At 73.5% G+C, this 13267-nt stretch carries 11 protein-coding genes and 1 pseudogene; 7 read left to right on the forward strand and 5 right to left on the reverse strand.

Annotation, left to right across the window (positions count from 1 at the left end; translation table 11 throughout):
* Positions 1 to 3 precede the first annotated feature (3 nt).
* The 3 genes from HUT16_RS19565 to HUT16_RS19575 all read left to right on the forward strand — a co-directional run bounded on the left by HUT16_RS19565 (position 4) and on the right by HUT16_RS19575 (position 3257).
* A complete protein-coding gene (locus tag HUT16_RS19565) occupies positions 4 to 1002 on the forward strand; it encodes a carbohydrate ABC transporter permease (RefSeq protein ID WP_254897885.1) in 999 nt (332 codons plus the stop codon).
* Entirely contained in the window at positions 999 to 1841 is an 843-nt protein-coding gene (locus tag HUT16_RS19570; protein ID WP_176189422.1) for a carbohydrate ABC transporter permease, read from the forward strand. The genes HUT16_RS19565 and HUT16_RS19570 overlap by 4 nt, the downstream gene beginning before the upstream one ends.
* Before the next feature lie 72 nt (positions 1842 to 1913).
* On the forward strand, positions 1914 to 3257 hold the full coding sequence (locus tag HUT16_RS19575; RefSeq protein ID WP_176189423.1) for a GH1 family beta-glucosidase: 1344 nt from the start codon (positions 1914 to 1916) through the stop codon (positions 3255 to 3257).
* 101 nt (positions 3258 to 3358) lie between these two features.
* On the opposite strand, the gene HUT16_RS38315 is transcribed toward HUT16_RS19575, so the two are convergent.
* The 3 genes and pseudogenes from HUT16_RS38315 to HUT16_RS19585 form a co-directional block, all read right to left on the reverse strand.
* Positions 3359 to 4279 (reverse strand): chitinase, encoded by a 921-nt coding sequence (locus HUT16_RS38315; RefSeq protein ID WP_254898328.1) that lies wholly within the window; start codon positions 4277 to 4279, stop codon positions 3359 to 3361.
* Positions 4280 to 4537: 258 nt separating this feature from the next.
* Positions 4538 to 5047: pseudogene (locus HUT16_RS38320) on the reverse strand (carbohydrate binding domain-containing protein); the annotation flags it as partial.
* Positions 5048 to 5328: 281 nt separating this feature from the next.
* Entirely contained in the window at positions 5329 to 5877 is a 549-nt protein-coding gene (locus tag HUT16_RS19585; protein ID WP_176189424.1) for an RICIN domain-containing protein, read from the reverse strand.
* 109 nt (positions 5878 to 5986) lie between these two features.
* On the opposite strand from HUT16_RS19585, the gene HUT16_RS19590 reads away from it, so the two are divergent.
* Both HUT16_RS19590 and HUT16_RS19595 read left to right on the forward strand, forming a co-directional pair.
* On the forward strand, positions 5987 to 6871 hold the full coding sequence (locus HUT16_RS19590) for an aminoglycoside phosphotransferase family protein (protein ID WP_254897886.1): 885 nt from the start codon (positions 5987 to 5989) through the stop codon (positions 6869 to 6871).
* A gap of 124 nt (positions 6872 to 6995) precedes the next feature.
* A complete protein-coding gene (locus HUT16_RS19595) occupies positions 6996 to 8675 on the forward strand; it encodes a serine/threonine-protein kinase (protein ID WP_176189426.1) in 1680 nt (559 codons plus the stop codon).
* A 63-nt stretch (positions 8676 to 8738) separates the two neighbouring features.
* Here HUT16_RS19595 and HUT16_RS19600 read toward each other — a convergent pair whose 3' ends face one another.
* A complete protein-coding gene (locus HUT16_RS19600) occupies positions 8739 to 10088 on the reverse strand; it encodes an LCP family protein (RefSeq protein WP_176189427.1) in 1350 nt (449 codons plus the stop codon).
* A gap of 65 nt (positions 10089 to 10153) precedes the next feature.
* The gene (locus HUT16_RS19605) at positions 10154 to 10690 is read right to left on the reverse strand and encodes a SigE family RNA polymerase sigma factor (protein ID WP_254897887.1); all 537 of its coding nucleotides are present in this window, start codon (positions 10688 to 10690) and stop codon (positions 10154 to 10156) included.
* 202 nt (positions 10691 to 10892) lie between these two features.
* On the opposite strand from HUT16_RS19605, the gene HUT16_RS19610 reads away from it, so the two are divergent.
* The gene (locus HUT16_RS19610; RefSeq protein WP_176189428.1) at positions 10893 to 12659 is read left to right on the forward strand and encodes an ABC transporter ATP-binding protein; all 1767 of its coding nucleotides are present in this window, start codon (positions 10893 to 10895) and stop codon (positions 12657 to 12659) included.
* Between the two features lie 37 nt (positions 12660 to 12696).
* Complete coding sequence (locus tag HUT16_RS19615; protein ID WP_176189429.1) at positions 12697 to 13242, forward strand: GNAT family N-acetyltransferase; 546 nt, start codon at positions 12697 to 12699, stop codon at positions 13240 to 13242.
* Positions 13243 to 13267: the final 25 nt, after the last annotated feature.

Genomic DNA, 13267 nt, shown 5'->3' on the forward strand with positions numbered 1-13267 from the left:
CACGTGTCCGAGAAAGTCATCGACCGCAAGGCCGTCGGCAACGGCAAGGAGGCCGCCCCGCAGGGGGCGGCCCCCGCCCGCCGGCGCATCCGCGAGAAGTTCGGGCGCAGCGCACTGCCCTACCTGCTGCTGCTCCCGGCCCTGCTGGCCGAACTGCTGATCCACCTGGTGCCGATGGTCACCGGCATCGTGATGGCGTTCAAGCAGCTCACCCAGTTCTTCATCCGCGACTGGGGCTCGGCGCCCTGGTCCGGCTTCGACAACTTCAAGGTGGCGCTGGAGTTCAACGCCCCGGTCGGCAAGGCGCTGCTGCACTCGTTCTGGGTGACCTGCATGTTCACCGTGCTGTCGGTGGGCCTGTCCTGGCTGATCGGCGTCACCGCCTCGGTCTTCACCCAGGACGCGTTCCGCGGCCGCGGGCTGCTGCGGGCGGCGTTCATGCTTCCGTACGCGCTGCCGGTGTTCGCGGCCGTGATCACCTGGTCGTTCATGTTCCAGCGGGACACCGGCCTGATCAACCACGTGCTGCACGACCAGCTGCACCTGACCAGCGACAAGCCGTTCTGGCTGATCGGCGACAACAGCTTCTGGGCGCTGCTGACCGTCTCGGTCTGGAAGTCCTGGCCGTTCGCGTTCCTCACCCTCACCGCGGGCCTGCAGAACATCCCGCGCGAGCTGTACGAGGCCGCCGCGCTGGACGGCGCCGGCGTGTGGCAGCAGATCCGCCGGATCACCCTGCCCTCGCTGCGCCCGGTCAACCTGGTGCTGGTGCTGGTGCTCTTCCTGTGGACGTTCAACGACTTCAACACGCCGTTCGTGCTGTTCGGCAAGTCCGCCCCGCAGGCCGCGGACCTGATCTCGATCCACATCTACCAGTCCTCCTTCATCACCTGGAACTTCGGCCAGGGCTCCGCGATGTCGGTCCTGCTGCTGCTCTTCCTGCTGCTGGTGACCGCGCTCTACCTGCTCGCCACCAACCGCCGTCGGGAGGACGCAGAATGATCAACCCGCCCGCCTCCTTCCGCTGGCTGCGCCGGATCGTGCTGCTGGTGCTGGCCGTCTTCACCCTGACCCCGGTCGCGGTGATGCTGAGCTCCTCGCTCAAGCCGCTGCGCGACGTCCAGGGCCCCTGGCGCTGGATCCCCAGCGAGCTGACCTTCCGGCCGTACGTCGACATCTGGAAGACCGTCCCGCTCGCGAAGTACTTCACCAACTCGCTGATCGTCGCGGGCTCGGCCACCGCGCTGTCCGTGCTGATCGCGCTGCTGGCCGGCTACGCGGTGAGCCGCTACCGGTTCCGCGGCAAGAAGATCTTCACGATCACCGTGCTGTCGACCCAGATGTTCCCCGGCATCCTGTTCCTGCTGCCGCTGTTCCTGATCTTCGTCAACATCGGCAACTCGACCGGCATCGCCCTCTACGGCAGCCGCGGCGGCCTGATCCTCACGTACCTGACCTTCTCGCTGCCGTTCTCCATCTGGATGCTGGCCGGGTACCTGGACTCCATCCCGCGCGACCTCGACGAGGCCGCCGCCGTGGACGGCTGCGGACCGATCCGCACCCTGGTGCAGATCATCGTCCCCGCCGCCCTGCCCGGCATCATCGCGGTCGCCGTCTACGCCTTCATGACCGCCTGGGGCGAGGTGCTGTTCGCCTCCGTCATGACCAACGACCAGACCCGCACGCTGGCCGTCGGGCTCCAGGGGTACGCCACGCAGACCGACGTCTACTGGAACCAGGTGATGGCCGCCTCGCTGGTCGTCAGCCTCCCCGTGGTCGCCGGATTCCTGCTGCTGCAGCGCTACCTGGTGGCCGGTCTGACCGCCGGTGCCGTCAAGTGAGGCACCGTCAGGGTGCCGTCAAGTGACGCACTCCCGGACCAGCCGCCCCCTCACCCTCGAAAGGACCATCCCGTGAACCACCTCGACGCGCTGCCGGCCAACTTCCGCTGGGGCGCCGCCACCGCCGCCTACCAGATCGAGGGCGCCGTGAGCACCGACGGCCGTGCGCCGTCGATCTGGGACACCTTCTCGCACACCCCCGGCAAGGTCGACAACGGCGACACCGGCGACACCGCGTGCGACCACTACCACCGCTGGCCGCAGGACCTCGACCTGGCCGCCTCGCTCGGCCTGGACGCCTACCGCTTCTCGATCGCCTGGCCCCGCGTGGTGCCGCTGGCCGACGGCAAGGTCAACGCGGCCGGCCTCGACTTCTACGACCGCCTGGTCGACGGCATGCTGGAGCGCGGCCTCACCCCGTTCCCGACCCTCTACCACTGGGACCTCCCGCAGGCCCAGCAGGACCGCGGCGGCTGGCCCGAGCGCTCCACCGCCGAGCGCTTCGCCGAGTACACCGCGGTGGTCGCCGAGCGCCTCGGCGACCGGGTCCGCGACTGGTGCACCCTCAACGAGCCGCTCTGCTCCTCCTGGATCGGCCACCTCGAGGGCAAGATGGCCCCCGGCGTCACCGACCTGACCGCGGCCGTCCGCACCTCCTACCACCTGCACCTCGGCCACGGCCTCGCCGTGCAGGCGCTGCGCGCCGCCGTCCCCGGCGCCCGGATCGGCATCGTCAACAACCTCTCCACCATCGAGCCGGCCTCGCAGTCCGACGCCGACCTCGCGGCCGCCCTGCGCGCCGACGGCCACATCAACCGCTGGTGGCTCGACCCGATCCTCGGCCGCGGCTACCCGCAGGACATGCTCGACCTGTACGGCGTCGAACTGCCGGTCCGCGACGGCGACATGGAGCTGATCTCGGCCCCGCTCGACTGGGTCGGCCTCAACTACTACTTCCGGCAGATCGTCGAGGACGACCCGACCGGCGCCGTCCCGAACTTCCGCCAGGTCCCCGGCCCGAACCCCGAGCACACCGCCATGGACTGGGAGGTGCACGCCCCCGGCATCGAGGAGCTGCTGCTGCGCCTCACCGAGGACTACGGCGTCCGCGAGATCTACGTGACCGAGAACGGCTCCGCCTACCGGGACACCGTCACCGCCGACGGCCGGGTCGACGACCCCGAGCGCACCGCCTACCTGGAGTCCCACCTCGCCGCCTGCGCCCGCGCCGTCGCCAAGGGCGCCCCGCTGGCCGGCTACTTCGCCTGGTCCCTGCTCGACAACTTCGAGTGGGCGTACGGCTACGACAAGCGCTTCGGCCTCGTCCACGTCGACTACGACACCCAGGTCCGCACCCTGAAGGCCAGCGGCGAGCGCTACGCCCAGCTCATCGCCGCCCACCGCGCCCGGGCCTGACCCCGGCGCACCCGCACGGGGGAAGAAGAGGCAGGGCCCCGGGAGCACCCAACGCTCCCGGGGCCCTGCCCCTTGTCGCACTTTCTACCAGTCGCGGGGCGTCAGCGGCCCTGCAGGGCCTTGACGTTGTCGCCGAAGCTCCAGCCCTTCGAGCCGTCCCAGTTGAGGGACCAGGTCATCAGGCCCTTCAGCTGGCCGCTGTAGGAGCCGTAGGCCTGCGAGACCAGGCCGGGGGCCATGTAGCCGCCGCCCGCGCCCGGCTGGGCCGGCAGGCCGGGGACCTGCTTGTCGTAGGGGACCTTGATGGTGGTGCCCTGGATGGTCAGGCCGTTGTTGAGGCAGGTGGTCTGGGCGGTGAAGCCCTGGACGGTGCCGGCCGAGTAGGAGTCGCCGGAGCAGCCGTACATCGAGCCGTTGTAGTACTGCATGTTCAGCCACCACAGCCGGCCGTTGTCGACGTACTTCTTGATGATCGGCAGGTACGAGCCCCAGATGGAGCCGTAGGTGACGCTGCCGCCGGTGACGTACGCGGTCTCGGGGGCCATGGTGAGGCCGAAGCCGGCCGGCATCTGGGCGAGCACGCCGTCGATGATGCGGATCAGGTTCGACTGCGAGGCGGACAGGGTGCCGATGCTGCCGCTGCCGGACAGGCCGGTCTCGATGTCGATGTCGATGCCGTCGAAGTTGTACTTCTTCAGGATCGGGACGATGGTCGAGACGAACTTGTCGGCCACCGCGCTGGAGCTGAGGTCGATGCCCGCGGCGGCGCCGCCGATCGACATCAGGATGGTCGCGCCGTTGGCCTTGGCCTGGCACATCTCGGCGGGGGTGGCCACCTTGACGCCGGTGTCCATGCCGTCCTGCCAGAGCACGGTGCCGTCGGAGAGGATCACCGGGAAGGCGGCGTTGATGACGTTGTAGCCGTGCTGGGCGATCCGGCTGTCGGTGATCGGGGTCCAGCCGAGGCCCGGGTGCACGCCGTTGGAGGCGCCGTCCCAGTTCTCCCAGTAGCCCTGCAGCACCTTGCCGGCCGGCTTGGGCTTGGTCGGGCAGGTGACGTCACCGGGCGGGTTGCTGGTCGGCGGCTGCGAGGTGGGCGGCTGCGAGGTCGGGGGCTGGGACGTCGGCGGCTGCGAGGTCGGCGGCTGGGACGTCGGGGGCTGGGACGTCGGCGGCTGCGAGGTCGGCGCGCTGGTGGACGGGGACGGGCTGCTGCCGCCGGGGCCGCTGAGCACCAGGTCGTCGGCGTAGAACGCGGGCTGGCCGTACCAGCCGTGCACGAAGACGGTCACCGAGGTGGTGGAGGCGCCGGTGGAGAAGGTGGTGCTGAGCTGGCCGTACGAGGCGTTGCCCGGGGCCCAGGTGGAGGCGTTCACACCGGTGCCGGTGGCGCCGAGGTAGACGTAGCTGCCCTGGACGAAGCCGCTCAGGGTGTACTGCGAGTTCGGCTGGACGCTGACGGTCTGCGAGCACTGCGCGGTGTCCTGGCCGGTGGGGGTGGCCTTGAGCGCGGAAGTGCCGCCGTGCACCGGGGTGCTGACGATCGAACCGGAGTTGCCGGTGCAGGTCCAGTTGCCGAGCCCGCTCTCGAAGCCGGGGTTGGCGATCAGGTTGGCGACGTCGGCGGAGGCGGTGACCGAGCCCGCCACGGCGAGGCCGGCGCCGATCACGGCGGCGGCGCTGACCCCGGCCAGCGTGCGCCGGGCGGCGCTCGGGCCGCTCCGCGCGTGGCTGACCCGGGGCGCCTGCGCGGCGCGCTCCACGGGCGTGTACGACCTTCGACGGAACATCGTGATCCCTTCCCGCCGAAACACCTGGTCATGGGCATGACCAGCGCTGTGGGGGCGCGGTGCCCGGCTGTGGGTGAGGTGGGGACATGTGGGGGTTGTGCCCAGCCGGATCGTAGGAGCGGGGGCAGGAGGCGTCAATAGGTCTGGACCATTAGCGAGGGTCTGGACCACCCGGGCGAAGGGGCGGCGCTCGGGTGGGGGCAGCCGCCGGGGGAGGGGAGCGCCGGGGGTGGGGGCAGCCGCCGGGGGAGGGGAGCGCCGGGGGTGGGGGCAGCCGCCGGTCAGCTCTCCGCGAGGGCGGTGAACGGCGCCGCCAGCAGCCAGGTCTGGTTCTCCCCGCCGTGCGGCGTCCGCAGCGACGGCGGGGTGCGCGCCTCGGCGGTGCGCGGGCAGTTCAGCACCAGGCCGGTGCCGACGTTCTCGATCCGGTGCGCCCGGCCGCCGTTGACCGGCACGATCCGCCAGCGCTGCCAGGCGGCGTCCGTGTCGTGCCGGTCGCGCATCCGCACCGGCTCGGTGTCCGGCACCCCGCCGCCGTCCAGCAGCAGGTCGTTGGCCACCGAGACCAGGTGGAACTCCCCGCCGTGGCCGGTCGGCCGGAGCAGCCACAGCTGGTGCGGACGCCCGTGCACCGGCCACAGGTGCGGGCGGCTGTCGTGGGTGTCGCGCAGCGCGGTGTCCAGCGCCAGCCCGCTGCTCACCGAGACCACCAGGAACGGCCCCAGCGGCTTGCGGGCCCGGCGGCGGAACAGCGAACCCACGTCGTCCGTGCCGATCCGCAGGAACGGTATGCCGATCTCGGCACTGACGCGGCGCTCTCCCGGGGGCATGGCGGCCATCCTAGGGCGCGCGCCCGTGCCCCCGTACGCCCTTCCCGCCGCCGCCCGCCGCGGCGCACACTGGCCGTGGCCCCGGACGCCGAGCGGAACGAGACCGGACGTGGACGTGGAACGCCCCACCCCCGCCGCCCTGCTCGCCGAAGCCTGCGCCGCCGCCGGACGGTCCGGCGCGGGCGCGGAGCTGATCCGCAGCGGCGAGAACACCCTGTGGCGGCTGCCCGGCGGCGTGGTCGCCAGGATCGGACGGCCCGGGCAACTCGCGTCCGCCGCGAAGGAGTTGGAAGTCGCCCGGTGGCTGCACCGGCACCGGGTGCCGGCCGTCCGCCCGCTCGGCCACCCGCCCGCCCCGCTCTCCGTCCGCGGCCGCCCGGCCACCTTCTGGCACGAGCTGCCGCCGCACCGGCCCGGCACCTCCGTCGAACTGGCCGCCGCCCTGCGCCGCCTGCACCGGCTGCCCCCGCCGCCGGACCCGCTGCCCGCCCTCGACCCGTTCGTCCGCCTCCCCGAGCGGATCGACGCCGCCGGGCTGGACGGCCCGCGCCGCCGCCGACTGCACGCCCGGCTCGCCGAACTGCGCACCGCCTGGCGCGAACTCGCCCTCCCCGCCGGGCGGTTCCGGGTCGTCCACGGCGACGCCTGGACCGGCAACCTCGCGGTCACCGCCACCACCGCCCACCTGCTGGACTTCGAACGCACCGCACTCGGCCCGGTCGAGTGGGACCTGACCACCACCGCCGTCGGCCGCCACACCTTCGGCACCGTCCCGCCCGGGACGTACGCCGCGTTCTGCGCCGCCTACGGCGCCGACGTCACCGAATCGCCCGGCTACCCGGTGCTCCGCGACATCCGCGAACTGCGGCTCACCTGCTACGCGTTGCAGCAGGCCACCGCCGACCCGCGCCACCGCGCCCAGGCCCGCCACCGGCTGGCCTGCCTGCTCGGCGAGCACGGGCCCCGCCCCTGGGGCTGGGCCCCGCTCGGCTGACCGCCGGTGCGGCCGCGGGAGCCGGCGGTCTGATCGAATCGAACTGTGACCTCGGAACCTCCACGGCGTCTCCCCGCAACCGATACCGTCGGCACGCGAGCAGGTGATCGGTCGGAGGGGAACCATGCAGCCGCTGGAAGCGGGCGATCCGCAGGACCTGGGAGGCTTCCGCCTGCTCGGTCGGCTGGGTGCGGGCGGAATGGGACAGGTCTACCTCGGCCGCACCTCCGGCGGCCGCACGGTGGCCGTGAAGGCGGTCCGGCCCGACCTGGCGCGCGACGCCCAGTTCCGCGAGCGCTTCCGGCAGGAGGTCGCCGCGGCCCGCCGGGTCGGCGGCGACTGGACCGCCCCCGTCCTCGACGCCGACACCGAGGGCCCGCAGCCCTGGGTGGCCTCCGGCTTCGTCGCCGGGCCCTCGCTCGCCGAAGCCGTGCACGAGCACGGCCCGCTGCCCGAGCCGACCGTCCGGCTGCTCGGCGTCGGCCTCGCCGAAGCGCTCGCCCACGTCCACGCGCTCGGCCTGGTGCACCGCGACGTCAAGCCGTCCAACGTGCTGCTGACCCTGGACGGCCCCCGGCTGATCGACTTCGGCATCGCCCGCGCCCTGGACGCCACTTCGGGGCTGACCCAGACCGGGCACGTGGTCGGCTCGCCCGGCTACATGTCGCCCGAGCAGGCCCAGGGCCGACCCGCGGGGCCCGCCTCGGACGTGTTCTCGCTCGGCGCCGTGCTCGCCCTGGCCGCCACCGGCCGCCAGCCGTTCGGCGACGGGGTCAGCGGCGCCGTCCTGCTCTACCGGGTGCTGCACGAACAGCCCGACCTCGCCGAGGTCGAACCCCGGCTGCGCGAACTGCTCCTCGCCTGCCTGGCCAAGCAGCCCGACGACCGGCCCACCCCGCAGCAGCTCCGCGCGCGCCTCGACCCCGAGCACACCGCCGCCGGACGGCTCGGACGCAGCAGTTGGCTCTCCGCCGACCTGGCCGCCGCCGTCGGCCGCACCGCCGTCCGGCTGCTCGACCTGGAATCCGCCCCGCCGATTCCCGCTCCCGCCCCGCCGATTCCCGCTCCCGCCCCGCCGATTCCCGCCCCGCCCGGTCACGCCCCGCCGACCCTCTCCGGCCCGGTCCACCCCCACCCGGTCCACCCCTACCCGGCCCACCCCGCCGCACCGACCGGCTACGGGCCGCCGCCCCCTGAGCCCCGGCGCGGCCGGGGCCGACGGATCGTCCTGCTGATCGCCGCCGTCCTGGCGGTGGCGGCGCTGGGCGGCTACGGGCTGGCGAAGCTCGGCGACGGCGGCGGGAACGGCGGCGGCACCTCGGCCGACGGCGCGAACCGGACACCCGCCGCGTCCGCCCCCGCCACGGACGAGCCCTCCGGCTCGCCCTCCGGCACGTCGTCCGCGAAGCCGTCGGACAAACCGTCGGACAAACCGTCCGCGAAGTCCCCGGCCGGTACGGCGGACACCGACGTCCCGCAGGCGTTCGTCGGCGTCTGGGAGGCGAAGGGCGCCGACGACTCGAACCTCAGGATCCAGGTCGGCAAGAGCAGGATCGGCGACCAGTTCGCGGCCGGCGCCCTGCTGAACGGCGGCCCCGGCGGCTACTGCAGCGCGAGCTGGACCCTGCTCTCCGTCTCGGACGGCGAACTCCGCTTCACCTCGCGGCCGGTCGGCTCCGCAGACCGGCAGTGCGCCACCAGCGGGGAGCGGGTGCTCGACCTCCAGAAGGACGGCACCCTGCGCTACACGGCGGTCATCGACGGCGAGCGGGCGGAGCCGGTGCCCATGCACCGGACGACCTGACCGTCAGCGCGGCACCTCCGCCGCCCAGCAGCGCGGTCGGGACACCGACCGGGTGACGCCCGGTCAGTCCACGCAGGGCACCCCGCCCAGCCGCACCGGCGCCGGCAGGAAGGAGACGGGCGGGTTGGTGGCGGAACCGTCCGACGGCGCCGAAGGGGCGGCGGGGGAGGCCGGGGAGGCGGGGTCCGACGGGCCGGGTGGGGCCGCGGCGGCGTCGCCGAGCAGCAGGCTGCGGGCCGCGCCCGCCACCGGCAGGAAGGTGGTGCCACCGGTGCCCAGGGTGACCGGAAGCGTCCGCAAGGTGCCCTTCCCGGCGGCCAGCGCCGGCACCTGGCGGACGAAGTCCACCGGGCTCCAGCCCCGGTCCACCACCAGGCTGCCGTCCAGTGCCCGGTACAGCGCGGCCAGCTTCGAGGCGTCCGCCAGCGTCCCGTCGGCGCGCAGCTTCTCCACCACCCCCGCCAGCAGCGCCTGGGCGCGCCGGGTGCGCTCCAGGTCGGAGTCCTCGCCGACGCCGTGCCGCTGCCGGACGAAGGCGAGCGCCTGGGCCGCCCCCAACTCCTGCCGCCCGGCCGGGAGACGGGCCCCGCTGTACGGGTCGTTCACCGCGTGGTTCAGGCAGACCGGGATCCCGCCGAGGGCCTGGGCGACGCGGTAGAAGCCGACCATCGACACCTCCGCGTAGTGGTCGACCCGGACGCCGGTCAGCTGCTCGACCGACTTGAGCAGCGCCACCCGCCCGGCCTCCCGGCCGCGCGCGTACAGCTCCCCGTCCGTCGCGCCGCTGCCGCCCGGCCGCTCCAGTGCGGCCCGCTCGGCGTCGGGGTAGATCCCGTTGAGCCGCACCGCCCGGCCGTCGGTGTCCTCGACCAGCACGTCCCGGGGCAGCGACAGCTGCCGCACCTCGCCGCCGCCCGCCGGGATGTGCACCAGCATCATGGTGTCGGTGACGCCCGTCCGGTCCGCCGCGCCCGCCGTGCCGCTGTGCAGGTCGCCGCGGAGCAGGTCCTCCGGCACCGGCCGGCCCTGCGCGTCCAGGGCGTCGTCGGTGCCGACCAGCAGCAGCGTCATCCCGTCCGTCAGCGGCGCGGGCGCCGGGCTCTGCCCCGAGTGCGCCAGCTCCACCGCGGAGGTCCGTTCCCCCGGGAGGTCGCGTGGCAGCGTCAGCAGCCCCGCCCCGACCGCGACCACCGCGGTCAGCGCCCCCGCCAGCAGCACCGTGCGCCGCCGCCTGGCCCGCCGGCGCCGCCGCCCGGCCGCCAGCCCGCCGTCGACCAGCCGGGCCGTCAGCTCGGGCCCGGGCCCGCCGGTCAGCCAGAAGGCCGCCCCCAACTGCACCTCGAACTCCCCTTCCCCACCGTCGGTGCCGCGCACCGCGCCGCCGTCCGCCCCGCCGTCCGCCCCGCCGTCCACTCCGTCGCTCCGTCCGTCGCGCCCCGGGTCCTGCCCGCCGTCATCGCGTCCGCCGCGTCCCGGCCTCACCGCGCCACCAGCTCCGCCAGGTCGCCGCCCAGCAGCCCGCGCAGTTTGGCCAGCGCCCGCGAGCACCTGGTCCGCACCGCCGCCGAGCTGTCCTTGACGATCGCCGCGGTCTCCTCCACGCTCCGGTCCTCCCAGTACCTGAGCACCACCACCGCCCGGTCCCGGGGCGGCAGCTGGGACAGCGCCTCGACCAGCGCCAGGCGCAGCGCCGAGTCCGGCGCGTCCTCGGCGACCTCCGGCAGCACCTGGCTGGGCCGTTCGCTGCTGCTGCGCCGTCGCTGGTGCGACAGGTACGCCCGGACCAGCACGGTCTGCGCGTAGCCGGCCGGGTTGTCGATCCGCCCGGCCCAGCTCGGCCGGTGCAGCCGGTGCCAGTGCGCGTACATCTGCCCCAGGGTCTCCTGCACCAGGTCCTCCGACAGGTGGGCGTCCCCGCCGGTGAGGAAGTACGCCGAGCGGTAGAGCTGCCCGGACCGGGCCGTCGCGAACGCGACGAACTCCTCCTCCACGGGGGCCCGCCGACTGCTGCCCACTACGCGTCTCCCCTCGCCCGATCCGCCCTATGACGGCGCAGGGGCCCCGCGATGTTTCACCCGGGTTCGGATCCGGTCCGAAGAAGGGGGAAACATGTCCGTCGATGGAGTATCACTGTCCGGTTGCGGACAGTCCGAGGGGCCCCGGCCGCTGGAAGGATGGGACGGCACCGCCTGTTCGTCCCTTCCCTGGAGCTCCCCCATGGCCCTGCCCGACGGATCGCTCAGCCACCGATACCGCGGCGAGCACCCCGTCCGCACCCTGCTGTTCCTCTTCCGCCCCGACCGCGCCCGGGTCCTCGGCGCGGTCGGCGTCTTCTTCGCCAAGCACGCCCCCGTCTGGCTGCTGCCCCTGATCACCGCCAACATCGTCGACGTCGTGGTCAAGCACCGCGACATATCCGTGCTGTGGTGGAACTCCGCCGTCCTGCTGACGATCCTGCTGCTCAACCTGCCGCTGCACATGCTGTACGTGCACTGGATGCACGGCTCCATCCGCCGGATGGGCACCCGGCTGCGCTCCGCGCTGTGCCACCGGATGCAGCAGCTGTCCATCGGCTACCACTCCCGGGTCAGCGCCGGCGTCCTGCAGGCCAAGGTGATCCGCGACGTCGAGGGCATCGAGACCGCCTCCCAGCAGACCGCCGACAACGGCCTGGCCGCGATCGCCACCCTGCTCGGCGGCCTGGTCGTGATCGCCATCCAGACCCCCGCCTTCCTGCCGGTCTTCCTGGTCCTCGTCCCCGCCAGCGCCCTGCTGGTGGTCCGGCTGCGCGAGCGGCTGCGCATCCAGAACGAGTCCTTCCGCCGCGAGGTCGAGCAACTCTCGTCCCGCATCGGCGAGATGACCACCCTGATCCCGATCACCCGGGCGCACGGCCTGGAGCGCACCGCGCTGCGCCGGGTCGACCGCACCCTGGGCCGGGTCCTGGACGAGGGCCTGCGCCTCGACCTGCTCAACGGCCGGTTCGGCTCGATGTCCTGGATCCTGCTCAACTCGATCGGCGTCGGCTGCCTGGCCGGCTCCGCGCTGGTCGCCTACTACGGCTGGCTGAACGTCACCCCCGGCGCCGTCGTCATGCTCAGCGCCTACTTCTCCTCGCTCACCAGCTCGGTGACCACCCTGCTCACCCTCACCCCGCAGCTCGGCAAGGGCCTGGCCTCGGTCCGTTCGGCGGGCGAGGTGCTCCAGGCCCCCGACCTGGAGGAGAACTCCGGCAAGGAGGACGTCGCCGCCGTCACCGGCCGGATCGACTTCCAGGGCGTCGGCCACCGCTACTCCGGCGCGGACGCCCCGTCCGTCACCGGCTTCGACCTCTCGGTCCGCCCCGGCGAGACCATCGCCCTGGTCGGCGCGTCCGGCGCGGGCAAGTCCACCGTCCTCAACCTGGTGATCGGCTTCCTGCGCCCCACCGAGGGCCGGATCCTGCTCGACGGCCGTGACATGGAGGAGCTGGACCTGCGCTCCTACCGGACGTTCCTCTCCGTCGTCCCGCAGGAGTCCATCCTGTTCGAGGGCAGCATCCGGGAGAACGTCACCTACGGCATGAAGGACGTCCCCGAGGAGGCCGTGCTGGCCGCCCTGCGCGACGCCAACGCGCTGGAGTTCATCGAACGGCTCCCCGAGGGCCTGGACACCGTGGTCGGCGAACGCGGCGCCCGGCTGTCCGGCGGCCAGAAGCAGCGCCTGGCCATCGCCCGGGCCCTGATCCGCGACCCGCGGGTGCTGATCCTGGACGAGGCCACCTCCGCGCTCGACTCCCGCTCCGAGGCCCTGGTCCAGCAGGCCCTGGCCCGGCTGGTGCGCGGCCGCACGGTCTTCGTCGTCGCCCACCGCCTGTCCACCATCCGCGGCGCCGACCGGATCGTCGTCATGCACGACGGACGGATCGCCGAGATCGGCTCGCACGCCGAACTCCTGCGCACCGGCGGCCCGTACGCCGGCCTCCAGGCCGCCCAGCTCGCCTGACCCGCCGCCCCCACCCGAGGAACAGGACCCGCCCCGCATGACCGACCCGCTCAGCGGCAGACTCGTCCGGCTCAGAGAGCTCCGCGAGGCCGACCTCCCCCGCCTCACCTCCTGGTGGCGCGAGCCGGGCCTCGCCATCCAGCAGGTCACCGGCCCGGTGCACCCCCAGCCCGACGCCCGGCTCGCCGACATGTTCCGCTCCTGGAGCCAGAACACCGGCACCGACCTCGGCCTCTCCGTCGAGACCCTCGACACCGGGGACCTGGCCGGCCACGTCACCCTCTACGGCGCCACCCCCAAGGACCGCTGCGCCACCCTCGCCATCATCATCGGCCCGCCCCACCAGGACCGCGGCCTCGGCACCGACGTCCTGCGCACCACCATCCGCTACGGCTTCGCCGAACTCGGCCTGCACCGCATCGAACTCACCGTCAACGGCTACAACACCCGCGCCCTGGCCGCCTACCGCCGCGCCGGCTTCACCGAGGAGGGCCGCCGCCGCGAAGCCGTCTTCCGCGCCGGCGGCTGGCACGACCAGGTCCAGATGGGCGTCCTCTCCACGGAGTGGCAGGACGACGTCTGACCCTCCGGGCGTGGAACCAGGGGCA

The organism is Kitasatospora sp. NA04385, from assembly GCF_013364235.1.
Classification (GTDB): domain Bacteria; phylum Actinomycetota; class Actinomycetes; order Streptomycetales; family Streptomycetaceae; genus Kitasatospora.

Coding starts and splice junctions, on each gene's coding strand:
- HUT16_RS19610 (WP_176189428.1), top strand. CDS start 10,893: ATGGCCCTGCCCGACGGATCGCTCAGCCACCGATACCGCGGCGAGCAC.
- HUT16_RS19570 (WP_176189422.1), top strand. CDS start 999: ATGATCAACCCGCCCGCCTCCTTCCGCTGGCTGCGCCGGATCGTGCTG.
- HUT16_RS19585 (WP_176189424.1), bottom strand. CDS start 5,877: ATGCCCCCGGGAGAGCGCCGCGTCAGTGCCGAGATCGGCATACCGTTC.
- HUT16_RS19595 (WP_176189426.1), top strand. CDS start 6,996: ATGCAGCCGCTGGAAGCGGGCGATCCGCAGGACCTGGGAGGCTTCCGC.
- HUT16_RS19615 (WP_176189429.1), top strand. CDS start 12,697: ATGACCGACCCGCTCAGCGGCAGACTCGTCCGGCTCAGAGAGCTCCGC.